Source organism: Azospirillum sp. HJ39 (genome assembly GCF_041507355.1).
Classification (GTDB): domain Bacteria; phylum Pseudomonadota; class Alphaproteobacteria; order Azospirillales; family Azospirillaceae; genus Azospirillum; species Azospirillum thiophilum.
Genome location: NZ_CP167909.1, coordinates 95,610 through 120,053, shown reverse-complemented (window position 1 = coordinate 120,053; position 24,444 = coordinate 95,610). Strand labels below are relative to the sequence as shown.

Below are 24,444 nucleotides of genomic sequence, written 5' to 3'. Positions count from 1 at the left end.
GGAACGGCGTCAGAAATCGTAGGCGTTCATGTTTTCCTTGGTGACGCCGACCCAGCCCTGGCCGTACAGAAGATTGGCCTTGGCCCCCTGCGGCGTCGTCAGGGCGGTGTAGCCGGGCAGCCCCAGGTTCAGGCCGGCCTTGATCTGGTCCTTCTTCCCGTCCAGCGCCATCACCGCCATCATGTTCATGGCATAGCCGGCGACCGCCGGATCCCAGAACTGGATGTACTGGATGTCGCCCTGGGCCAGATACTGGCCGGCCACCGAGACGAGGCCGGTACCGGAGAAGTACAGCTTGTTCTTCAGCCCGCGTTCGGCCACCAGGCGGCCGGCACCGGCCGAGGTCGGCATCGGACCGCCGACGATCCCCTTCAGGTCGGGATAGGTGGTCAGGACTTCCTTCAGCTTGTTGTAGTCGGTGTTGGCGTCGTCATAGGTCTCCAGACGGTTCGTCACCATCTGCATCTTGGGGAAATTCTGCTTCTGGTAGGCAATGGCGCCGTCGATCCACTCGTTCTGCGACTTCGACGTCAGGCTGCCGACGGTGCAGACATACTTGCCTTCGCCGCCCATCGCCTTGCCCAGCACTTCCATCAGCTTTGCGCCGTAGGCGAAGTTGTCGAAGGCCTCCAGGACATAGTCGGCGTTCTGGATGTTCGATGCCTCATGCGCGATCACCACGATGCCGCGGTCGCGCGCCTTCTTCAGCACCGGCTCCACCGCCTCGACCGAGAAGGGGACGATGGCGATGGCGTCCACGCCCTGGGCGATCAGGTTTTCGACCAGCTGGACCTGTGCCGCCGCATCGGCCTGGCTCGGGCCGACCATCCAGGTGTCGTGGCCGGTGTCGGAAGCGAACTGCTTCACGCCGTCGCGCATGCGGTCGAACCAGGCGATGCCGTCCACCTTCACCACGGTTGCGATGGTGTATTTCTTCTTGGTGGCGTCGGACTTCAGCGTCTTGACGGTATCCGGGGTCGGGACCGGGTCGGCGGCCATCGCCGGCCCTGCGGCCAGCGATGCGGCGACGATGAGCGAAGACAGCAACTTCTTCATATTGGCGTGACTCCCATGGCAGGCGATGAGCGCCGCGCGGCGGCTGTCGGGCAGCCGGCGGTGCCGGGGTGTTTGCCACCCCACTCCGCGTCGTTCCGTTTTTTGGTGATGCTGCGCCGGGTGGAACGGACGGAACACCCGCCCGCCCGGCGCATGCGCCTCGGCATGTGCGGCCGGCGTCAGCCGCCGACGATCGCCACGCTGGCGCTGGCTCCGACCCGCGAGGCGCCGGCCGCGATCATGCGGCGGGCATCCTCGGTGGTCCGCACGCCGCCCGACGCCTTGACACCCATCGCGTCGCCGACGGTGCGGCGCATCAGCGCCACATCCCCGGCGGTGGCGCCGCCGCCGGCGAAGCCTGTGGAGGTCTTGACGAAGTCGGCCCCGGCCTCCTGCGACAGCCGGCAGGCCAGGACCTTCTCGTCGTCGGTCAGCAGGCTGGTCTCTATGATGACCTTCAGAAGCGCGTCGCCGCAGGCCCGCTTGACCGCAGCGATATCGTCGCGCACGGCAGCGGCCTCGCCGGCCTTCAGCAGGCCGATGGGGATCACCATGTCGACCTCGCGGGCGCCGTGACGGACCACCCATTCGGCGGCATGCGCCTTGATCGCGGTGGGATCGGCCCCGAACGGGAAGCAGATCACGGCGCAGGGGACGACTTTCGAGCCGGCCAGCCGCTCCGCCACCTGCGGAATGAAGATCGGATTGACGCAGACCGCCTTGAAGGCGTGCGCCCGTGCCTCGTCACACAGCCGCGCGACATCGGCGGGCGTTGCATCGGGTCGCAGCATGGTGTGGTCGATGAACGGAGCCAGATCGGCCGGCGCCGTCGGGACGCTGGACACGGGCATCTTTATCCTCCCGGGGAGACCCTCGCGGGGGCTCTCCTCATTTGCGTCTGGATGTTAACATCCTAACATTTTCTGATAGGATAGTTTCACCATGCTGCCCATTGTGTCAAGATGAATGCATGCCTGCGTGAGCGTAGCGACAACCACCGCAATCCGGGCAGCGAGCCATTGGGTTTGACCCGTCCGGATTGCTAGGGTGCGGCCGCGCGTGAACTGGGCGGATCGAAGTGGTGCGGGATGCGGACATGTCGATAAGAAGGGCCGACCGCCTGAACCGGTTGCAGACCGCGCTGGAAACCGGGGGCTATCTCCGGCTGAAGGATGCGGCGCAACTGCTGGGCGTCTCCGAGATGACCGTGCGGCGCGATGTCGCCTCATGCCACGGGCGCTTCACCTACCTTGGCGGCTATATCGCAGGCGGGTTGGAAGCGCCGGGCGGCATGGGGTACATCCTTGACCGCGAGCGGGACGCGCATATCGAGATGAAGCGTGCGGCCTGCGAGGCGGCGGCGACCTTGCTGAAGCCCGGCGAGACGGTCTTCATCGACTGCGGCACAACCACCCCCCATCTGGCCAGCCGCATCCCGCCCGACAGCCGGATCACCGTCGTCTGCTATGCGATGAACATCGCGGAGATCGTCTGCCGGAAGCCGGGCGTGCGCGTGGTCATGCTGGGCGGCCTCTACCATGCATCCTCGGCGTCCTTTTCCAGCCCGGAATCCCTGGAGATGCTGCGCGGAATCGGCATCAACACCGCCTTCATCTCGGCCGGCGGCGTGCATGAAGCGCTGGGGGTCAGCTGCTCCAACTTCCACGAGGTGGAGATCAAGCAGGCCGCCATCGCCAACGCCCTGACAAAGGCGCTGGTGATCGATTCGTCCAAGTTCGATCAGGTCAAGCCGGCTTTCTTTGCCAAGCTCGACGGCTTCGACCTCCTGTGCTGCGACCGCGGGATCGATGCTGCGCGGTCCGAGCGGCTGGCTGTGGCCGGCGTCCGGAGCGTGCTGGCCTGAACCGCGCGCACGTCGAGGGCGGTTACCCAGGAAGCCCTGCGGCCGCTTTCGCGATGCGCAATCCTGCGCAGGGCAGCCGGCTTACCTTTGGGGCAAGCGGACGGTTGACAGTCCGCACCGTCCGGTAACATACCTTCCCGATGATGGAATTCCAGGGAGACGCCACGATGACCGACACCGCCCCGCCGGTCCTGCTCATCCGCGAGGGTGCCGTGGCGTGGATCAGGTTCAACCGCCCCACCGTTCTCAATGCGCTGGACGAACCCACCGCCGCCGCCTTCCGCGATGCTTGCCGCAGCGTGGCGGAGGAGGGTGGACGGGGACCGACGCGCGTGCTGGCGATCGCCGGAAACGGCCGGGGCTTCATGGCCGGTGGCGATGTCGGCCGCTTCAACGACGATCCCGCCGCGGCACCCGAGGTGGCGGGCGCCATCATCGCCCATCTGCACGAGTCCCTGCGCATCCTCGACCGGCTCGATGTGCCTGTACTGGCTGCCGTGCATGGGCCGGTGGCCGGGGCGGGGATGAGCCTCGCCTGCGCGGCCGATCTCTGCATCGCCGCCGACGACGCCAGGTTCACCATGGCCTATGCCCGCATCGGTGCCACGCCGGACGGGTCGGGCAGCCACCATCTGCCGCGTCTGGTCGGCCTGCGCCGGGCCATGGAATTGGCGATGCTGTCCGACGTGATCGACGCCGCGGAGGCGCTGCGGATCGGCCTGGTCAACCGGGTCGTGCCGGCGGCGGCCCTGGCCGGGGAGGCCGCGGCGCTCGCCGCCCGTCTGGCCGCCGGTCCGACCGCCGCCTATGCCGGCATCCGCCACCTGTTGCGGCAATCCTTCGCCCGGACGCTGGACGGGCAGCTGGACGCCGAACGCGACCGCTTCCTGGCCACTGCCGAAACGGCCGATTTCCGCGAGGGCATCGCCGCCTTCGTCGCCAAGCGTAAGCCGGACTTCACCGGCCGCTGACCCTTCTCCTCCGCCCGACAAATGGATCGAACCATGCAGAACGACATCGTCATCGTCGGCGCCGCCCGTACCGCCATCGGCGGGTTCGGCGGCAGCCTGAAGGATGTGCCGCCGACCCGGCTCGCCACCGTCGCGGTGAAGGCCGCGCTGGAGCGCTCCGGTGCCGCGGCCGATGCGGTCGGCCATGTGGTGATGGGCAACGTCATCCCGACCGAGACCAACGATGCCTATCTCAGCCGGGTCGCGGCGATCGACGCCGGCATTCCCGTCGGCGTGCCGGCCTTCAACGTCAACCGGCTGTGCGGCTCCGGCCTGCAGGCCATCGTCTCGGCGGCGCAGTCCATCGCGCTCGGCGACTGCGACGTCGCCATCGGAGCCGGTGCCGAATCGATGAGCCGCGGTCCCTATTTCGTGCCGGGCGCCCGCTGGGGAACCCGGCTCGGCGACGGCGCGCTGGTCGACTACATGAACGGCATCCTGCACGACCCGTGGCAGAAGATTCACATGGGCGTCACCGCCGAGAATGTCGCCGCCCGCTACGGCATCGACCGCGAGGCGCAGGATGCCCTGGCGATCGAAAGCCAGCGCCGCGCCGCGCGCGCCATCGCCGAAGGGCGGTTCAAGGAGCAGATCGTCCCGGTGGAGATCGCGTCGCGCAAGGGCACCGTCGTCTTCGATACCGACGAGCATGTCCGTGGAGACGTCACGCCCGAAGGGCTGGCGAAGATGAAGCCGGTCTTCAGGAAGGACGGGTCGGTTACCGCCGGCAACGCATCCGGCCTGAACGACGGTGCCGCCGCGGTGGTGCTGGCCGACGCCCGCCGGGCCGAGGCGCTGGGGCTGAAGCCGCTGGCCCGCCTGGTCGGCTACGCCCATGCCGGCGTCGAGCCCGATTACATGGGCATCGGCCCGATTCCGGCGACCCGCAAGGTTCTGGAGCGTACCGGCCTGTCCGTGGCCGACCTCGACGTCATCGAATCGAACGAAGCCTTCGCGGCACAGGCCTGTGCGGTCATCCGCGAGCTGGATTTCGATCCGGCCAAGGTGAACCCCAACGGCTCCGGCATCTCGCTCGGCCATCCGGTGGGTGCGACCGGCGCCATCATCACGGTGAAGGCGATCCACGAACTGCACCGCACCGGCGGGCGCTATGCCCTGGTGACGATGTGCATCGGCGGCGGCCAGGGTATCGCCGCGATCTTCGAGCGGGTGTGACCGCAGCCGGCCGGAGCGCTGCCGGAGCGCAGATGGGAGGACGGGCGGACGCCTATCCCTCGCCGCGCTCCTCGCGCTTGGCCTGCTGCCAGAACGCCTCCATCTCGTCCAGCGTTGCGTCCTGCGGCTTGCGGCCCTGGGCCTGCAGCAAGGCTTCGATCCGGTGGAAGCGGCGTTCGAACTTGGCGTTGGTTCCGCGCAGCGCCGATTCCGGCTCGACCTTCAGCCGGCGGGCGAGGTTGACCAGGGCGAACAGCAGGTCGCCCATCTCGTCCGCGACCCGCTCCTGCGCCGATCCGGCGTCCATCTCGGCGCGCAATTCCCGCACCTCCTCCTCGATCTTGTCGAGGATGTCGCGGGCGTCGGTCCAGTCGAAGCCGACCCGCGCGGCCCGGTTCTGGAGCTTCAGCGCCCGGGTCAGCGCCGGCAATCCGGCGATGACGCCCTCCAGCGCCGACGGCGCCCGCCCCTCCTCGGCCGCCTTGGCCGCACGCTCGGCGGCCTTGTGGTCTTCCCAGCGCGAGGTCTGATGGTCGGCGGTCTTCACCTCGTCCGGTCCGAAGACGTGGGGGTGGCGGCGGATCATCTTGTCGGTGATGACGCCGGCAACCTCGTCGAAGTCGAACAGCCCTTCCTCGTGCGCCATCTGGCTGTAATAGACGACCTGGAACAGCAGATCGCCAAGCTCTTCGCGCAGGGCGGCCTTGTCATCCTTCTCGATGGCGTCGGCGACCTCATAGGCCTCCTCGATCGTATGCGGCGCGATGCTGCGGTAGGTCTGCTCCAGATCCCACGGACAGCCGCCGTCGGGATTCCGCAGCCGCGCCATCACCTCGATCAGCCGGTCGATGTTGTGGGTCATGTCGTGCCGTCTCCGGATACGGGGGGAAGGGGAGGGACCGCGACGATAACCGAGCGGGGCAGGCGGGGGAAGCGGGGAGGGCCATGGCAGATGGCACATCGTCACCCACGAAACGCCGGTATGACTTGGAAAAGCCAAGATTCCGGTTGCTCCGCAGAATCACCCCCAATTCAACATTCATGAAAATGCCACGCATCACCTTGGAGCAATGCCGGGTGATCAACAGGATATCGGGGGTGCTGTGCCGGTGCTCCGCGATCCATTCCGACACCCCGTGCACGGGCCTGCTCCGCCTGGCTGGACGGTTTCGATGGCCAACAGGGATTCCCGGGGGATCTGCGCAAGGGAGCGGCCGCTGCTGGCCAACAGCGCCACCGCCTCCTGCTTGAACTCGTCCGCAAAGCGGTGCGGTTCAGGACTCGATCGGCCGAAAAGCGCGCTGCCGGGAAATTCCCGATGGGGCTATTCGCCGATACTGTAGGGATTGGGAAATAGCCACCGAGAAGGAGGATCGAGCTGCGTCTGCCATAGGCAACTTCGGTTGGAACTGAAGCTTTGCGCCAGAGACCGAAGGGTCGCATATGGTTTGGTGCGGTCGCTACCGATACTGTCCAATATGCCCGGCTCCAGGTTCTGCAAATCGTCGATTGCGAAGTTCTGGCGGATTTCCGGCACCAGACGGGATAGAACTGCATAGCAATAGACATGCACACCCTTTTTGACCGCATAGGTGGCAGCCCTGGCCGTGCCCCGTGCGGACGGGACATCGCGAAGTGCGGCCAGGGCTGCCAAGACCGCGTCCGTCTTTTCCCGAGGAGTCCGGGCCGTTTGAGCCAGGAGCGTCGCCAGCATCGCGAACAGGCCTGGGCAATCCGTTCGATTGACATCTTCCGACAGAGCGGCCTGCAAAACCAGAATTCCAGTTTGAATGAGCTCCTTATTGCCGCTTTCCCGACAGCGCTCGCCAAACCGGATCGCCCAGGATGGAGGAAGACGCGGCCAGTCGCCGGCCTGTCCCAAAGATTGCAAGCGTCCCGCCTCGGCCGCCAAATCGATCCAGTCGCAGCCGAATGCCGGTTCCTTTCCCGCTTTCCACAAGGCCTCGATACTGTCGATCAGGACCTGCAAAGGCTGAAATCCTGGAATCAGTCCGGTGTACAGCTCCGCAATGGCACGATGCCGGGTCAGCCAGACATTCTCCGCTTCCGGTCCTTTCCCTGTATAGTCCGGTGGATCGTCCGATATCTGCCGTGATGGGCGACGGATTTCGGCGGCCAAGGCTGGCAGGATCTCCCCATCCAGTTTCGCCGGATCCATGCCAAGCGCCTGCACCAGAACCGGTGAAGTGACACAAGCTTTATTTTCGGCATGAGCGGCGGCAACCAACGTCAGCGCCTTCAATGCCTCCGGCTGCCGGGACAGCGTTTTGCGAACATGTTCGACGCAGAATGTCGGCCATCGCGAGTCGATGCCCCATCCCTGCACCCCGGCCTTGTCGAAGGCCAGCAAGCCTCCGAGCCAAGACCAGGCGGGCCGCATGACGGTGTCGCGGAAGAGACCTTCCACCTGCCGGGCGGCCTCGGGTTTCAATCCAGCCTCTATGACCTTTGCCGTCCACGATTCGATGGCCGGGCGGATGCTGTGATCCCATGTTGGCGGCTGCGGCGAGAAGGGGATTGCCGACCCGTAGTGTGAAGGCAGTTGCGCCCTTTCCAGAGGATCGCCACCGAAGAGAAAGGCGATGCGGTCTGGCGCCGACAGCAGGGCGGCGTCCTGCATCATTGCCACGATCTCCGCCGGATGGCGGGTGGCGTTGTCGACCACCACCAGAATCCGGCGCTTTCTCCCCTCGTCTTGCGTCAATTTTCCCAACGGCAACCGCGTCAGGGGCCGGTGCGGCCGGTGCCGGTAAATCACCCAGTCCGACATCCGGTGCATGACTTGAAGCCGTGCCGTGCCGCCGCCTTCCCCATGGGGCGCCTCGATCCAGGCCCACGCGCAGGGGTGGGTACACGAGGACCGGGTCGTCAGCCTCTCCAGGGCATCGCCAGCCATGTCCGTGGCTCCATCCATGCTCCCTCCGGCGGGTAAGGCCGCGGCCAGAACCCGGTCGGCATCGCCCCCCATCAGATAGCATCGCCAACGCGCCCGATCCGGCGATGCGGACGACGGAGCGGGATCGTACCGTTCCCAACTGTTGCGAAAGGGCTGCAGCCAGTCGATGAAGGCCTCGGTCGCCGGTAACGGAAAGACGAACGAACCGTCGGCTTCGGGTTGCAAGGCGAAATCATCCGCTGCATAGGCGCTGGAATCGGACCGCAGGCTGCCTCCGACAGCGATGCGGGGAAGAAGCCGGAATTGCTCGGCATTGGGGGTGAAAGTGAGAAGGGTATAGCCCCCGCAAGCATCCGTCCTCCCGGCAACCGCCCCCCGCCGGCCGGTGAGATTGGCCGCCCGTGCCTGCAACGCGATGAAGACGCCGCTTCTCTTCAGATCGAACTGGCCGTCACCGACGTGATAATGCCCGTGAAGATAGATCGCCTTGTATTTCTCCAATGCGGCCCGAACGCCCTTCTGTGCCGCAGGGGCGAGCCAGGACAGCGGATGATGACTCAGCACCAACCGGATGCCGATGTCATCATGGTCCAGTCGCTTCAACGCCGCTTCCAACAGGCTGCATCCGGGGTCGAGCGCGCCCTCGCCGCCGTCCGCGGACTTGCCGTCCAGCAGCCACCCGGTGTTCAGCCCGACAACCCCGATGGACAAGTCGCCCCGACGTAGAACGTCGCTGAATACCCCATTCTCCAACAGCCAATCCTGGCTTGGGCCGAACGGTCCTGGAAAAGCCATGCGGTATTGGCGCAGGCGGGCGCACAGCATCTCCCGGAGCGGGGTTTCCCCCGGCTGGTCGACGTCCTGGCCGAACCGCCTCTCGATCTCTTCGCGCGGGAGCGAGACCGACAGATCATGGTCATGGTTTCCCGGTACGATCCAGAAAGCGGGCCGGGACGGCAGCGCCGCCATCATCCGGTCGATCACAAGTTCCTTGAAGAGGGCATATCCTTCCGCCGTACCGCCCGTCGCGATATCGCCGGTGACGATCACTGCGTCGACCCCATCACGCACATCCTGCATCACCGCGTTCATCAGTTCCGTGATGGCGGCACGTTGCGCCGGACTCGTCGGGGTGCAGATGTGGAAATCCGTGAGATGCAGAATCCTAACCGGATCGACCGAAGCGAAGACCGCTGAATCTACAGGATTTCCTTGACCGTCCATGGTGTCCTCGCAAAGGAAATGCATACGTTGATATGTATTTGACCGCGGTATCGGAAGGTTGGCAGTTGACAGACATTTTAATAGACAATTTGATTATATCAAAAGATCATGATCTATGACCACCATATCTGCGATGACAGGGAAATCCGATGGCCCAGACCAATCCCCATCCCTTTCCAGTCAGCGATACCCACTGCGGCGCGGCTCCGCTCGATGGCCTGGTGGCGCTGTCCCCGGCTATGGCCCGTGTCCTTCATCATTTGCGCAAGATCGCACCGCTGGAAGGCCCGGTTCTCCTCACCGGGGAAACGGGAACCGGCAAGACGCGCCTGGCGGAACTGATCCATGCCCTTTCCCGCCGGCGGGACGCCATGCTCATCAAAAAGGGGTGCGGGGAGTTGGTGGACGAGATTCTGGGGTCGGAATTGTTCGGTCACCGCAAGGGGGCATTCACGTCCGCCCTGGCGGATCGACGCGGGATTCTCGCCACGGCGGACGGCGGCACCCTGCTTCTGGACGATATCGACACGCTGTCGCCGTCGTCGCAGGCGCGTTTGCTGCGGTTTCTGGACGACGGCATCGTGACGCGGCTGGGCGATGATGACAGCGGGCGGCAAGTGACGGTGCGAATCGTCGCCACCACGAATCGCGATCTGGAGGCCCGCGTCCGGGATGGGAGCTTTCGGGAGGATCTGTTCTATCGGCTGCGGCGGTGGCGCCTGCACATCCCGCCGCTTCGCGACCGGTCGGAAGATGTGGCCGAACTGGCCCGGCGCTTTCTCGACGCCTATCAGAACCAGTGCGGCAGTGGCGAGGCGCTGAGTTTCGACGACGAGGCCATCGCGATGCTGTGCCACTTGCCGTGGCGCGGCAACATCCGTGAACTGCAGGAGGTCGTGGAGAACATTGCCGCCTTCGGCGAGCCGCGCAACGGCCAGATCACGCAGGACACCGTGGCACGCGTGTTGTTCGTGCCCGGCAATACACCGTGCAGCATGCCCAGCGCCCTGCCGGAGGATCTGGACGATGCGGCCCGCATCCATCGCGCCCTGACCCTGGCCAATTGGGACATCAGCAAGGCCGCGCGCATCGCCCGCTGTTCGCGCGGAACCGTCTATGCCCGCATGAAGGAACGGGGATGGAAGCGGCCCTGACGGGGCAGCGCCTGTCCGCTTGAACATCCTGCCGGACAGGTTGAACACGATACGGAACGATCAATTGCAGGAAATCCCTTTCGGCTCCTTGTCCCTAAAAATGGCATGATGTTTGCGTTATCCATCGCGATGGTTGAGAGAATGTCGCGATGGAGGTTGGAATGGGCTGGTGTCTGCGCATGTTGGCCGGGCTGGTTCTGTATCTTCTGGCCATGACCGGGGCCATGGCGCAGGGAACGGCTCCCGCCGCGGGCGCCGTCAGCGATCAGGAATCCCTGCCGCCGCTGGATCTGCTGGTCTATGTGGATCGTTCGAAAACGATCTACACCGGCACCGGCTCCAGCGCCCCCAATGTCCGCCTTGCCGAGATGCTGGGCAAGATGTTCGACCTGAAGATCGACGGCGGCCGGCGAACCTTCATCACGACCAACGATCGCGTCTTTCTGTACAGCTTCGGCGACAGGGTCGCCGATGTGAAGCAGGTGGAGGATGCGGGCGACCGCCCGGCCCTGACGGCGGCAATCCAGGCGTTGAACGACGTGACGCCGGATACCAAGACCAATTTCAAAGCCCTGCTGGACGGCATCGATGCGAACGGCCTGCTGAAGGGAGGAGATCAGCGGCTGAAATTGATTCTCATTGCCAGCGATTTCATCGACGATCCCGGCGACAGCGCCAGCAACGCCGACGGGACGGGCGTGTGCGATCTGCTGGGACGCTATAAAGGCAATCCATCCTCTACCCGGATCGATTCCGAAATCCAGGCCCTGGCCACGACCCTGGGCGAAGAGGCCTTGAGAAGTTGGCAACCATTCGTCGGTCTGCTCGTCGTCGAACCGACGGCCCAGGATTTCGCCGGGGTCAAGAGCGCCGGCTACCGGGACTGCCTGAACCAAACGGTAGCGCTCGGGACCGTCCACAAGGCGATGACCCAGCAGCTTGGGGCCACCCCGATCCGTTACAGGGATGTCGCCAACGACACAGGTCGCTTCGCAAACCAATTTGTCGAGGCGGCCCTGCAATCGGTGAAGCTCGGCCTCTCCGTCGAGCCGAACGGAAGCTACTGCCGCGTGCTGGGGGCGGAGGGGAATTGCGTGATCAATCTGTTCAATCGGTCGCGGCTTCCCAACACCCTGTCGGCATTGCGCTTCCAGCTCTCCGAACAGGAGCGTGCGCCGCTCTTCACCATTCCAGCCGCCCTTGAAATGGCGGCCGGCCGTCGCATCCAGCAGACGGTCCGCCTCACCGCGGATCATGTGGCCAAGCTTCCCGCTCGCGTCGAGGCGCTGTATGTCGGTACCGAAGACGGCGGACGCCGGCCCCAGAAGCCCGTCAGAATCACCTTCCAGCGTCCCCTGCCCATCGAGGTGATATCGGCACAGGCGAGCCATGCGGAATCCGGCGACGGTGGCGCCGAGATCGCCCTGTCGCTTCGCAATCCCAACCCGGCGGAGGCCGGGGTCGCCGAACTGCGTTTCTTCAGCGACGACACCGCGACGCAGCCGCGCGCCCGCCTCCCCTTGGGCGATACCCGCTTGCCGGCCGGCGGAGGCGGCACCTCCTTGACCCGTCCATTGACGCCGCAGCTGATTCAGTTGCTGCCCAACGGGCTGTTCGTGGAGGCGGTGGATCGGAATGGCCTTCCGTCATCCCGTCAACGTGTGGCGCCACTGAAGGAGATCATGCCCCTGGTGTTGCAAAAGGCCGAGATCAAGCAGGCGGGCCAAGGGGTGTATCGGCTGGAGGTCAGCGTCAGAAATCCCGGTCCGATCGCGAGAGGGGTCGGGCAGCTGGTGTTTTCGTCCGTGAACAAGGGGGCATGGCGGCAACGCAAATCCATCGCCTCCCCGGAGGCGATCCCGGCGGACGGGGTGACCACCATATCGCTGGGCCTCACATTGGCGGATGACCAGGACATCGTGAAAGGGCGCGAGGTGGCGGTCTCGTGCCTGGATACCCGGGAACAGGCTTGCCGCGAGGCAATTCCCGTGACGGTGCCGCAGGCGGAATCCCTCTTCATCGACCGCTCGATGACCTGGACGGGCAGCGCCACGGCGGAGACTTTGAGCCTGAATTTTGCGGTTCGAAACCCCGGCCCGGTGCCTGTCCGGCTGGAGCGTGTCGCCGTCTGGCGCGGCGGGGACCGCGAAAATCTTCCCTTGGTGGAGAAGCCCACGGTTCCCGCCGGTGGCGAGATCCCCTTGACGGTTCCCTTCGATGGCGGGCCGGAATTCTGGCAGCGCTTTCACCCGAACAACGGAAGCGAACTGCGTTTGATCTGCGAGGACGGCGTGGATTGTGGCGGCGCGTCGGCGCGGGTGCCCGATCTGCCGAGCAACTCCCTGACCATCGACGGAACACGCCCGGCGTGGAACGACAAGGTGAGCAGTTCCGAACTCACGGTTCAGGTGGGCAACACCGCGGACTATGGAAACCGGATCAGGGCGGTGTTGTCCTCTGTCTCCGGGCGCACGGGAGGGCCGGTTTTCCCGGTCACCCTGGCAGAGAACAAGGTCGTTCCGCCGAAGGGCCCCCTGCCTGTTCCGCTCTCCTTCAAGGACGTGCCGCTGGATGTGCTGACCGGCTCCATCATCCAGCTCTGCGTGATCGGCCGCTACGATCCGGTGGTGCAGGACGGCGGCGCCCTGCAGTGCCCGCCCCAGGGACGTTGGTACGATATCCGGCTGCCCGACCGCAAGCCGTTGACCCTGACGGTGGATGACAACAAGGATGCGTTCGACCGGGCCAATGCCCAGGTGCAACTGATCGCCAGAAACACCAACCCCGTTCCCAGCCGCCTTTCCGGAGTGGTGCTTGCCGCCGCCGACAAAGGCGGGGCGCCCTTCCGTGTCGAGTTGCGGACACCCATCATCATCGCACCGAACAGCGCCGTGAGCTTTGCGGTGCCGTTGGATCCGGACCAGCTCAATCTTCTGGAGGGCGCCCTGCATGCCAAGGCGGCGCCGGTCGACACATCGAACGCCAATCAGTCGAACGAGACCATCCTCGGCAGCGGCACCCAATTCACCACCGAAAGCTACAAGCTGAAGATCGTCAAGGCGGTCGAGGAGGTTCGTTGGGAATTCTTCGACGCCGTGCCGTTCGTGCGCATGCGCACGCACATCTCCGCCAAGATCATGGAGACACGGTCTTCGCCCGCCTCGCAGGTTCCGCAGATGCTGGCGGTCCGGCTGACAGGGCCGGGAGCCGCCGCCTTGCCCGGCACCCTCCGTGAGGTCAAGGACATCGCATTCAGCAATGGTGAGGGCTTTGCGACAGTCAGCTGGGTTCTTCCCGTTGGGTACAGGATCGACGGATCGATCAGTGTCGAGGTCCGTCATCGTCCTCTGGAAAATGTATCCGATCAAAAAACTGTGGAGCGCGACAGTTTTGCATGGATTTTCGACCTGACCCCCCATCTTTTCCTCGCATTCACGGTGTGCCTTGTTCTGGCGTGGACAGGCAGCCGTGAAATAAAGTTGAGAAGATATAACGTTATAAAAAAAATAGAATCCGTCTCTGATTTTCTTATCGATTACCTGTCTGATTATGCGAATATGGCGCGGATTGTTTCAATATTGCTTACAATTTTCACGGCAGCTCAAATGATTCCTGGAAATGGTTTTATGGAACAGGCCGCAGTATTCTTAACGATATTTGCATTCATTGCCGCCATTGGCATATCTTCAGGGATATTGCATGCCTATAAATTGTACCGGCAACTCGATCATGCCGTGCGTTCAGGCAGCCCCATGATGGCGTACCCAATCTTGGTTGCCGCGACGGAAAGGAAAGCAAAGCGCTGGTTCTGGGTGCTTTTTGTTGTTGTGATCATCGCCGGACTTATTCTGTCTTATTTGACCATCCCCTTGCATAAGGCCCCGGATGCCAGATGGATTGACCTGTAGTGCGCAGCCGCGGCGCCGGCGGCTGCGTGCCGGCGCCTGAATTGACGAACGTAAAGACGGAATTCCTTTCAGGAGGCATCATGGCGAGCGACGACACCATCGGCACGGTCCGGCGCGTTCCCACTTTGCTGGTCGCCCTCGGCGGAACCGGCATGCGCACCGCCCGTTACGCTTTGTGGCTGGCCGGACGCAGCGGCGACGCCGGCTTGCGCGACATGGTGCAGACCGGGCAGCTCCAGGTCGTGGCGGTGGACACCGATTGGAAGGCCAACCGCGAGGATGTCTTTGTCGAGGATTATGTGGTTCCCACCGTATCCGCCCAGGATGGCCGGTCGCGGCAGGAGCATCGGCGTCTTCCCCGCGTGCCCCGCGTCGTTCTGGTCAAGACCGAGGACATCACCCGCGCGGTGCAGGCCATCCGGTCGCGGCACCGGGGGCGGACGAACGGGCATCATGCCGGAAAGGAGGAAGAGAACCTGACGGAAATGGCCAACCGCTGGGCGCGGCGCAACGGCATGGCCCTGGAGGATTGCCTGTCCTGGCTGCCCCAGGTCGATCCCCGCGCGGGGGAGGAGATCTCGCCCGGCCAGGCGCGTTACGAGGGCGCCGGCCAATGGCGGCCGCTGGGCCGCGTCGGCCTGTTCCTGGAGGCGCGGGCGATTTTGGACGAGCTGCGCGAAGGCTATCGCCGGGTCCGCGATTCCACCCCGTCCGGCCGTCCGGTGCGGGTGCACATCGTCTGCTCGCTGTCGGGCGGAACCGGCTCGGGCATGTTCTGGGACATCGCCTGCCTGCTGCGGCACATCGACGCCTCCTGCACCATCACCGGCAATTTCCTGCTGGCCGAACCCTTTCGCGGCGCCGACCGGGCCGAGCGGATCGAGGCCAATGCCTACGCCGCGCTGAAGGAACTGGCGGTCTACAAGAATCTGCAGCAATCCCGCCCGTTCGAGGTGCTCTACCCCATCGGCCCGAGCGGGCTGCGTTTCCGGCGCGAACCGAACGATCCCAGCCTGTTCGATTACGTCTATGTCTATCAGGGCTTCGCCCCGCGCATACAGACCTCGCAGGTCGGCGACGTCAACGAAGCCGCCATCGAAACCAGCTGTTTCCGCCTGGCGCAGAACATCATGGCGCAAATGCGGGACGATGTCCGGGCCCGCATCGACGAGGGCGCGAACAACGAGCGCAGCGATACCAACGCCGTCCCGGGGCATCCCGAACGCGGGTATGTCTTTTCGACGTCTGCCGTGGCCGATCTGGAGCTGATGGACGCCACACAGCTGGGCAACACGCTGGAATCAGCCTTTCTGCACAGCATCCGGGACCGGTTGATCGGGCGGGAGCGCCCGATGATGACGGACAATGAACTGGCGATGCTGATGTTCTCGCCGCTTTTGGAGGCGATCCGCCATATGGTGGCCGCCGATGGCAGCGTTTCCAGTCCGGCCGAAGGCGCCGATGCGACGATCACGCTGCCTGCGGATGTCGAGCGCAATCTGGAGGCTGGAACGGTATCGTTCCCGATGACGGTCAGCGAGGAGAATTTCAAGACCGCCCTGGAAACGACGCGACGTGTCGCCGAACACCGCGTCATCGCCGAATACAAATCCATCCGCCGGATGCTCGATGGGTTGACGGCGTTGGAACGCAAGGCCGACGACCTGGATCTGATCGGGGACGAGGTTCGCCGGCAGGTCATCGCGCTCTACAACGACAACAGCTATGTCGCTCCCAAGCTGCGCGAAGCCTGGAACGCCCGCATGCTCAGCCCGGAATGGAAGGATGGAAAGCCCCCGAAAGACAATGCCGATCCCGTGATCGCGACAATCGACATCGCCGACTTCCTGCACGACGATGCCATGGCGCTGTGGCGGTCGTTGGAACAGGGCATCGTCGATGCCAGAAACGCGATCAAGGATCGTGGGGCCAGCCTGTCGCAGGCGACCCGGCAGGTCATCAACGACTGGCGGCGGCAGATGGACCGGTCTTGGGAGCGGAAGGAGATTCCGACCGTGGAAATCGCGGCACCGGGATCTCTGGTGCAGCTCCGTCCTGCCCTGGATCTGCTGCGGCACCAGCAAGACCGGGAATTGATCGACCAGATCCGGAAGTCCGCCCATTACGGTCCGATGGGCCGGATGCTGAAGCAGTTCGCGGTGCGGCTCGGGCAGGAACTGAACGCCATCGCCAACAAGAGCGAAGTGCGCAACGGCATCGGCCCCGCCTTTGCCGGCTACATCGACAAGAACCGGGCAACGATCAAGGACACGCTGAAATGCCTGTTGGATCAGGCCGATGCCAGCGAAGCCCTGATGCGTGAGCGGGCAGACAGGGTGCTGTCCATAGGATACGGTCCGCTTGCCAGCGTGTTCCAGGAAGCGGAGGAATATTACGAGCGCTTCGAACACTCGACGGCGGGCACGCTGATCGACGCGCTCGGACGGCTGAAGAACGACGAAACCCAGCGGACAATCAACGACGCGGCGGAGCGGATCGCCCGCTTGGCGGAGAGCACGGCGCGCGAGGTGGACCGGAATCCGCAAGCGCTGCTTGCCCGCGATTTCCAGGCCACCGAAGAGCAGGTCAAGCTGTGGCGCACGCTGCTGGATACTCTTTCCGACAAGATCGCCGCCCTTGGCATGAAGACGGAGGAGCGGTTCATTCTGCGCCTGTCCCGTTGCCTGGAAGAGCATTTCTGCCTGCCCTGGTCGGCGGAGGATGCCAAGGATCCCGAGCGCTTCGAGCATCGCCTGACCCGGATGCGCATCGTGTTCAAGACCTTCGTCCGCTATTGGGCGGAGCAGGAGGATTTCATCCTGGCGAGGATGGGTGGCGAGGACGGGTTGCGCGGGCTGCTGGAGAATTGCCGTAGCCGGGTGTTCGGCAAAGGAAGCATCGCTCCGTCGATCCAACAGGACAAGCTCGTCATCGGCAAGCCACTGGTGACCGAAGGAGCGCTCGACCGGCGTGCGGCGTCCCGTAACCGCCTGGAACAGACCTTCCGGGATGCGGCGCAGGCCGTCATGAACCAGCCGCCCACCTTCTGCCGCGAACCCTCCTCCCGCCCCATCGTCTATCATGAACAGCTGTACCGGGCCGGAGCCGAGATCGTCGGCATCGAGCGCTACCATCAAAGCTACATCTCCGTCCCCGAAGAGCAGCGGGCATTGCATCATTTCATACCCGAAGCGGCCGGGCTGTCCGACTTGATGGACAGCAGCCTGCAGCCGCGCACGCAACAGGCCTCCTGGACCTGTCCGGACCTGGCCCACGAGCACACCCACATTCCCTGGAACCAGCCGATCTGCCCGGCCTGTCTGGAGGAATACAATTCGGGTGTCCGCCCGCTTCGCCTGGTGAACCGGCGCAATCCGCGGGAAACCCCGCTGCCGTGCCCGGGATGCGAGCCGGAGCATCCACGCATGATTCCGCCGTCGATGATCCGGTTCCTGTTCGATGGCGTGATGCCCAACGAGCTGCCCGCATTCGAAAAGTTGACCGAGCAACTGGATCTGGACGTGGCCTGCCGTCATGGCTCCAGCCTGCGCCACATGATTTTTCCCGTGCTGGAGGAGACCGTCAACGGAAAGCGCCGCCGCCATTACCTGTACCGGGAGCATGGCGGATTCCGTTCCACCAAGGACGCGACGCTCATCGAGCACAGCTGTTTCCATTGCGGCTACCCGATTACGGCCCGTCAGTTGGAAGCCATTCGTGACGGGCGGAAGGTCTGCTGCCCCCGGTGCCAGCGGGAGCTGCGCGAATGCCTTTACTGTTCGCACAGGGACAATGCCCTGTTCCAACCGACGGGTTCGAGCGGCGAGCCGGACCGTTGCCCCCGGTGCAGCAACCTGATGCACCGCCACACGCGCGACTACGATCCGAACCCGGAAGAAGGGCTGGCAATGCCGGGCTTCTGCCGCAACATTTTCGGATGCCCGGCGGGAGGACGCCCATGGAGCAGCGCCGCAGCCATGGATCGCGTCATCGTCGGCGATGGCAGCGCCGAATGGTGCGATGCCTGCCACGACCATGACGATCCCGGGCTTCTTCTGCCTTGGGAGGATTTGCGTTCCCATATAGAACGTTGTCCGATTTGCCTGACATTGATCGGCCTGCCCGACAATGGAATCGTCCACCGGCTGAAGCCGGATGAACTGGCGGCCCATCTGCGCAACCGACATGAGGACGAGCCTGACCGCCATTGCGTGCTGTGCGGAACCGAACCGGGAGCGGTTATCCAGTGGATGCTGTCATCCGACTATTTCGACCAGTCCGACACGCCGATCCCGACAGCTCATATAGGAGACCTCAAGGACCGCTACACCGGACGCTACACGATGCCGGAACTCGATGCGGTAACCGGATTTGAAATCCTCGAACAGATGTGGCGGTACCACGACGACCGCAAGCTGTTCGACGCCGTGCGGGCCATTTCGGGCATCATCGGGCCGAAACGGCGCTTCGCCGATCTGGAACGGGATCTGCGGCGCCTGTTCACCGACCGCAGCCTGACGCAACGGGTTGTCGGCCGTCGTCTTTCCGGGTTGACCCGGATCGAGGACGATATCCGCGCCCGCCAGGAGGGGCGGCCCGGGCAAACGCCGGGGTCCGCCGATCAGCACCGGGCCAGGATTGCCCATAGCCTCAAATCGTAAGAGGCCGGAATGGTCCAGTGCAACTTTCCATGGCCGATATCGGCGCCAGCCTCATCTGCCGGGAAATTCGTCCGGTGAACCGCGCCGAGTTTCCCGGCACCTGTATTCAGGTTGGTTTTGGTGGCGGGCAATCGGTGCCCATTGGACCATGGCGTCGAGGCTGACGGGGAGCTTCCGAGCGGTGGTGCAGATGTCGATGGGGGAGGGCGGATCGTGGCCGAAGGCCGCGTAAGCCGCCCGAACGACGTGGGGGGCGCTGAGGCAAGCTGAAGCGCGACAACATGGTTATGTCGATTGAGGGCCAGTTTTTTAGCCATCATGTCAGGAGAGGAGAACTCGTTCCGGTAGTCCACAGGCTCGATCCGCATCTCCATCGCGATGGCGGCTCGAGCCGGATTTTCCTGCGGATGGTCGAATGGGACGACCAAAAGCCCCGGCGATTGCCGCCATCGGCATCCCGGCATTGCGCAGTTGTATTTCATGGTGGTGCTTCCTGCATTTGTGTGTAATAAACGCATAATAATCATTATGGAAATAAATGGTCCTCCGGGACCATGCGACGTCGCATGGTCCCGGAGGACCGCTCCTATGGCGACGGCGATTTCAGCGGCGGCCCGGCCCTTGTCGCCTGATCCTTATCGGCCGTTCCGGGTGGCGAGCCGCAGGACAAGCGCACCGGCCGAGGCGGCGGTGGCGACGGCGACCACGCCGTTCCACCCCCAGATCGCCAAAGCATGGCTGCCCAGCGTGGCACCGGCAGCCATGCCGATGAACATACCCACCATCAGCACGGCGTTCAGGCGGCTGCGGGCGGCCGGGTCGATGCCGTAGACGATGGTCTGATGGGCGATCAGGGACGCCTGGACGCCGAGGTCGAAACCGACGGCGCTCGCCACCAACAGCCACAGGCGGCCACCCTCCGGCACCCACGGCGACAGCGCCATGACGGCGAACGACACAGCGGCCAGACCGGCACCCAGCCGGGTCATCAGCTCCGGCCCGCGGCTGTCGGCGATGCGGCCGGCGACCGGCGCCACCAGCGCACCCGCCGCGCCGGCAAGACCGAAGGCACCCGCCGTGGCGGCTCCCAGATGGAACGGCGCGCCATGCAACATCACGGCAAGCGTCGACCAGAAGGCGCTGAAGCCCAGCGACAGCAGGCCCTGCGCCAGCGCCGCCCGGCGCAAGGCGGCATGACGGGTCCACAGCACAGCCAGCGACGCCAGCAACTCACCATAGCGCAGGTCGGTCGTCGGCGTGAAACGCGGCAACCCGCGCCACAGCGCGACGGCCAGCAGTGCGATGCTGGCCGCCGCCGCCACGAACACCGCGCGCCAGCCGAAATGCTCGGCAACGGCGCCGCTGACGACGCGCGACAGCAGGATGCCCAGCAGAAGCCCGGTCATCACCGTGCCCACCGCCCGGCCGCGATGTTCGGCAGGCGCCAGTGCGGCAGCGGCCGGCACGATGTCCTGCGCCATCGTCGCCGACAGCCCGAGCACGAGGCTCGCCCCCAGCAGCGCGCCGATGGACGGCGCGAGCCCCGCCGCCAGCAGGCCCGCTGCCAGGACGGAGGCCTTGGCCAGGATGATCCGGCGCCGGTCGAACCGGTCGCCCAGCGGCGCCAGCAGCAGGATGCCGAAGGCGTAGCCGAGCTGCGTCATCGTCGGCACCCAGCCGACCGCACGGTCGTCGGCCTGGATGTCGGCGCCCAGAATGCCCAGCATCGGCTGGCTGTAATAGAGCGAGGCAGCGGCCAGACCGGCACCGGCCGCAAGCAGGAGGATCAGAGGCTGGCTCAGACCGGTTTCGCGCACCGCCGGCATGGCAACCGGGTTTTCATGCGCATCTTGAATGCTGGACATCGTGTCATCCCCTCAAGGGCTTGGTTGAGGGGGATAATGGCCCTGAAAATCCATGCATGGTAGCCGAACAGGGTGTAGATTTGCTATACACTGGGCGTATGAACAGCGATCTTCTTCCCATCGGCAGCGACCGCATCGCCCTGCTGGAAACCTTCATCCGCATCGTCGATTCCGGCAATCTTTCGGCGGCGGCGGTCCAGTTGGGCAGCACCCAGCCGACGATCAGCCGCCGGCTTCAACAGCTGGAGCGCATGCTGGGCGTCCGGCTGCTGCAACGATCGACCCACCGGATGAAGTTGACCGAGGATGGTGCGCGCTGTTACGAGCGGGCCAAGGATCTGCTCGCCGGCTGGCAGATGCTGGAAAGCGATGTGCGCGGGGCCGACGACCAGCCGTCCGGGCATCTGCGGGTGGTCGCGCCCCATGCCTTCGGACAGCAGCAACTGATCGGCCCGCTGGCCGATTATCTGCGGCGCTACCCGCGGATGACGGTGGAGTGGCTGCTGCACGACCGCATGCCGGACTTCATCGCCGAAGGCATCGACTGCGCCATCCGCGTGGGCGAGATCGGCGATCCGTCGGTCATCGCGCTCCGGCTGGCCGAAGTGCCGCGGATTGCTGTGGCTGCCCCTGCCCTGCTCGCCGGCCGGCCGGTGCCGTCCCACCCGTCCGAGCTGGCGGAACTGCCATGGCTGGCCTTACGCACCTTCTACCGGGACGAGGTGACGCTGACCCATGCCGGAACCGGCGAGATCGCACGCTTCCCGATCCGGCCGCGCCTGTCCACCGATGGGTTGCAGGCTGTGCGCAATGCGGCGATCGAGGGCTTGGGTGCCGCCATCGGGTCGCACTGGGCGATTGTCGAGGATCTGGCGGCAGGCCGGCTGGTGCATCTGGCACCGGACTGGCAGGCGGCGGCACTGCCGGTCAATCTGGTCTATCCGCCGGCCCGCTTCCAGCCGGTCCGCCTGCGCCGCTTCATCGAGGTGATGCGACATGCCGTTCCCATCGCCTTCGGCACGGTCCAGGCACCGTAGGCGGTTCGCGCCGCAGTGCAGCGGACCGGATGCGCACTGTCATGATGTAGCAACACTACAGAACCTCAACCGGCGCAGGCATCCGCTCATTTTCCCTGAAAAACCTTGCTTTTTCTCACTCCGGCCCGGTCCCCCCTGCGACCGAATTACCCAGGCGATGCGCTTGCCAGGGCTGGGCCGACGAGAGTATGTAGTAAAGCTACAAGGCAGGGCGCGGCAGTAAGGACATCGAGCGATGAACATGGACAGCAAGGACGTGGGCGGCTGGAGCCAGCCGACCTCTCAGACCCTCGACGCGCTGATGCCCGACGCCATCGCGCTCGCCGCAGAGAATCTCGGCGTGAAGAAGGCCCATTACGATACCCCCACCCTGTTCGCCCTGGCGGTCCTTGCCGGTGCCTTCATCGCGCTGGGCGGCCTGTTCGCCACCGTCACGATGTCGGGGGCCGAAGGCATGCTGCCCTACGGGCTGACCCGCCTGCTGGGCGGGCTGGTCTTCTCGATGGGGCTGATCCTGGTGATCGTCGGCGGGGCGCAGCTGTTCACCGGCGACGCGCTGATGGTGATGGCCTGGGCCAGCGGCCGGCTGCATGCCCGCGAGATGATGCGGGTGTGGACCACGGTGTGGATCGGCAATTTCGTCGGCGCCGCCGGCACCGCGCTGCTGGTGTTCCTGTCCGGGCAATACACCTTCGGCCATGGCGCGGTCGGTGCGTCGGCCCTCTACTTCGCCATGTCCAAGAGTTCGCTGCCGACCGGCCAGGCCTTCTTCCTGGGCATCCTCTGCAACGTGCTGGTCTGCCTCGCGGTGTGGCTGGCGCTGGGCGCCCGCAGCGTCGGCGACAAGATCCTGGCGATCACCTTCCCGGTCGCCGCCTTCGTCGCCGCCGGCTTCGAGCACTGCGTTGCCAACATGTATTTCGTCCCGCTCGGCCTGCTGATCGAATGGGGCGCCCCGGACAGCTTCTGGGCCGATATCGGCCGCGCCGCGCCCTCCATCCCGGTCGGCCATTATCTGGTCAACCTCGTTGCCGTCACCATCGGCAACTGGATCGGCGGGGCGGTCATGGTCGGCGCCGTCTACTGGTTCATCTACCGGCGCCCCAAGCTGCACTGAGCGGCCCCGACGCGGCACCGGCCCCGCCTCCTCCCCTCAAGACACATCCTAGATACGGGACATCCCTTCCCATGAGCGTCATCACCGAGATTCACGCCCGCGAAATCCTCGACAGCCGCGGCAACCCCACCGTCGAGGTCGACGTCTCCCTGGACAGCGGCGCCTTCGGCCGCGCCGCGGTGCCGTCGGGCGCCTCCACCGGCGCCCATGAGGCGGTCGAGCTGCGCGACGGCGACAAGGGCCGCTTCGGCGGCAAGGGCGTGCTGAAGGCCGTGCAGTCGGTCAACGGCGAACTGTCCAAGGCCCTGGTCGGCATGGACGCCGCCGACCAGCGTGTGCTCGACATGACCATGATCGAGATCGACGGCACCGAGAACAAGGGCCGCCTGGGCGCCAACGCCATCCTGGGCGTGTCGCTGGCGGTTGCGCGCGCCGCCGCCGAGGATGCCGGCCTGCCGCTCTACCGCTATGTCGGCGGCGCCTTCTCGTCGCTGCTGCCGGTGCCGATGATGAACATCATCAACGGCGGCGCCCATGCCGACAACCCGATCGACATCCAGGAATTCATGATCATGCCGGTGGGCGCCGAGACCGGCGCCGACGCCATCCGCATGGGCTCGGAAATCTTCCAGTCGCTGAAGAAGAAGCTGAAGGACGCCGGCCACAACACCAATGTCGGCGACGAGGGCGGCTTCGCCCCCAACCTCGCCTCGACCGAGGATGCGCTCGGCTTCGTCATGAAGGCGATCGAGGCCGCCGGCTACCGGCCGGGCGACGACGTCATGCTCGCCATCGACGCCGCCTCGACCGAGTTCTTCAAGAACGGCAAGTATGAGCTGGCCGGCGAGGGCAAGTCGCTGTCGCCCGAGCAGATGGTGTCCTACTGGGCCGATCTGGTCGGCCGCTACCCGATCGTCTCGGTCGAGGACGGCATGGCCGAGGACGATTGGGAGGGCTGGAAGGCGCTGACCGACGCCATCGGCTCCAAGGTGCAGCTGGTCGGCGACGACCTGTTCGTCACCAACCCCAAGCGCCTGGCCGACGGCATCAAGCGCGGCGTCGCCAACTCGATCCTGGTCAAGGTCAACCAGATCGGCACCCTGTCGGAGACGCTGGAGGCCGTCGACATGGCGCACAAGGCCGGCTACACCGCCGTCCTGTCGCACCGCTCGGGCGAGACCGAGGACAGCACCATCGCCGACCTCGCCGTCGCCACCAACTGCGGCCAGATCAAGACCGGCTCGCTCAGCCGTTCCGACCGCCTCGCCAAGTACAACCAGCTGATCCGTATCGAGGAGCAGCTCGGCGTCGCAGCCCGCTTCGCCGGACGCGGCATCCTCAAGGCCTGATCCGTCAAGGGATTTCGCCAAAGAGTTTCAGAGCTCCAGGGATCCCGACGCCCGGCAGCCGCCCCTCCCCGCCCTCTCCCGCCCCCGGAGAGGCGGAAAAGGGCGG

16 protein-coding genes are annotated in these 24,444 nt (G+C 65.1%); 9 read left to right on the top strand and 7 right to left on the bottom strand.

Annotated features, from left to right (window positions below; genetic code table 11):
• Positions 1–9: 9 nt before the first annotated feature.
• Both ABMY26_RS07990 and deoC read right to left on the bottom strand, forming a co-directional pair.
• Complete coding sequence (locus tag ABMY26_RS07990; protein ID WP_372395750.1) at positions 10–1,056, bottom strand: autoinducer 2 ABC transporter substrate-binding protein; 1,047 nt, start codon at positions 1,054–1,056, stop codon at positions 10–12.
• Between the two features lie 179 nt (positions 1,057–1,235).
• Complete coding sequence (gene deoC, locus ABMY26_RS07985; protein WP_372395749.1) at positions 1,236–1,907, bottom strand: deoxyribose-phosphate aldolase; 672 nt, start codon at positions 1,905–1,907, stop codon at positions 1,236–1,238.
• A 245-nt stretch (positions 1,908–2,152) separates the two neighbouring features.
• Between deoC and ABMY26_RS07980 the strand changes: the two genes are divergently transcribed.
• From ABMY26_RS07980 to ABMY26_RS07970, 3 genes are all read left to right on the top strand, one after another.
• Complete coding sequence (locus tag ABMY26_RS07980; protein ID WP_372395748.1) at positions 2,153–2,920, top strand: DeoR family transcriptional regulator; 768 nt, start codon at positions 2,153–2,155, stop codon at positions 2,918–2,920.
• Positions 2,921–3,087: 167 nt separating this feature from the next.
• Positions 3,088–3,891 (top strand): enoyl-CoA hydratase/isomerase family protein, encoded by an 804-nt coding sequence (locus tag ABMY26_RS07975; protein ID WP_372395747.1) that lies wholly within the window; start codon positions 3,088–3,090, stop codon positions 3,889–3,891.
• 33 nt (positions 3,892–3,924) lie between these two features.
• Positions 3,925–5,106 carry an acetyl-CoA C-acyltransferase family protein gene (locus ABMY26_RS07970; RefSeq protein ID WP_372395746.1) on the top strand — a complete coding sequence of 394 codons (1,182 nt, stop codon included), beginning with the start codon at positions 3,925–3,927 and terminating at the stop codon, positions 5,104–5,106.
• 52 nt (positions 5,107–5,158) lie between these two features.
• Here ABMY26_RS07970 and mazG read toward each other — a convergent pair whose 3' ends face one another.
• The 3 genes from mazG to ABMY26_RS07955 all read right to left on the bottom strand — a co-directional run bounded on the left by mazG (position 5,159) and on the right by ABMY26_RS07955 (position 9,247).
• A complete protein-coding gene (gene mazG / locus ABMY26_RS07965) occupies positions 5,159–5,944 on the bottom strand; it encodes a nucleoside triphosphate pyrophosphohydrolase (RefSeq protein ID WP_372395949.1) in 786 nt (261 codons plus the stop codon).
• Positions 5,841–6,248, bottom strand: coding sequence for a hypothetical protein (locus ABMY26_RS07960; RefSeq protein WP_372395745.1), 408 nt, complete (start codon positions 6,246–6,248; stop codon positions 5,841–5,843). Before ABMY26_RS07960 ends, mazG begins: the two co-directional genes overlap by 104 nt.
• Positions 6,249–6,430: 182 nt before the next feature.
• Complete coding sequence (locus ABMY26_RS07955; RefSeq protein WP_372395744.1) at positions 6,431–9,247, bottom strand: metallophosphoesterase; 2,817 nt, start codon at positions 9,245–9,247, stop codon at positions 6,431–6,433.
• A 149-nt stretch (positions 9,248–9,396) separates the two neighbouring features.
• Between ABMY26_RS07955 and ABMY26_RS07950 the strand changes: the two genes are divergently transcribed.
• The 3 genes from ABMY26_RS07950 to ABMY26_RS07940 all read left to right on the top strand — a co-directional run bounded on the left by ABMY26_RS07950 (position 9,397) and on the right by ABMY26_RS07940 (position 18,970).
• On the top strand, positions 9,397–10,401 hold the full coding sequence (locus ABMY26_RS07950; protein ID WP_372395743.1) for a sigma 54-interacting transcriptional regulator: 1,005 nt from the start codon (positions 9,397–9,399) through the stop codon (positions 10,399–10,401).
• Positions 10,402–10,562: 161 nt separating this feature from the next.
• A complete protein-coding gene (locus ABMY26_RS07945) occupies positions 10,563–14,309 on the top strand; it encodes a hypothetical protein (RefSeq protein ID WP_372395742.1) in 3,747 nt (1,248 codons plus the stop codon).
• A gap of 80 nt (positions 14,310–14,389) precedes the next feature.
• Positions 14,390–18,970: a tubulin-like doman-containing protein gene (locus ABMY26_RS07940; protein WP_372395741.1), complete on the top strand. Its 4,581-nt coding sequence runs from the start codon at positions 14,390–14,392 to the stop codon at positions 18,968–18,970.
• Here the strand turns inward: ABMY26_RS07940 and ABMY26_RS07935 are convergent.
• On the bottom strand, positions 18,931–19,452 hold the full coding sequence (locus ABMY26_RS07935; RefSeq protein ID WP_372395740.1) for a hypothetical protein: 522 nt from the start codon (positions 19,450–19,452) through the stop codon (positions 18,931–18,933). The two genes, ABMY26_RS07940 and ABMY26_RS07935, sit on opposite strands and share 40 nt — an antisense overlap.
• A 153-nt stretch (positions 19,453–19,605) precedes the next feature.
• Positions 19,606–20,835 carry an MFS transporter gene (locus tag ABMY26_RS07930; RefSeq protein ID WP_372395739.1) on the bottom strand — a complete coding sequence of 410 codons (1,230 nt, stop codon included), beginning with the start codon at positions 20,833–20,835 and terminating at the stop codon, positions 19,606–19,608.
• A 98-nt stretch (positions 20,836–20,933) separates the two neighbouring features.
• Between ABMY26_RS07930 and ABMY26_RS07925 the strand changes: the two genes are divergently transcribed.
• The 3 genes from ABMY26_RS07925 to eno all read left to right on the top strand — a co-directional run bounded on the left by ABMY26_RS07925 (position 20,934) and on the right by eno (position 24,338).
• Entirely contained in the window at positions 20,934–21,872 is a 939-nt protein-coding gene (locus ABMY26_RS07925; RefSeq protein ID WP_372395738.1) for a LysR family transcriptional regulator, read from the top strand.
• A gap of 235 nt (positions 21,873–22,107) precedes the next feature.
• Positions 22,108–22,989, top strand: coding sequence for a formate/nitrite transporter family protein (locus ABMY26_RS07920; protein WP_372395737.1), 882 nt, complete (start codon positions 22,108–22,110; stop codon positions 22,987–22,989).
• Positions 22,990–23,060: 71 nt separating this feature from the next.
• The gene (gene eno, locus ABMY26_RS07915) at positions 23,061–24,338 is read left to right on the top strand and encodes a phosphopyruvate hydratase (RefSeq protein ID WP_372395736.1); all 1,278 of its coding nucleotides are present in this window, start codon (positions 23,061–23,063) and stop codon (positions 24,336–24,338) included.
• Positions 24,339–24,444 lie beyond the last annotated feature (106 nt).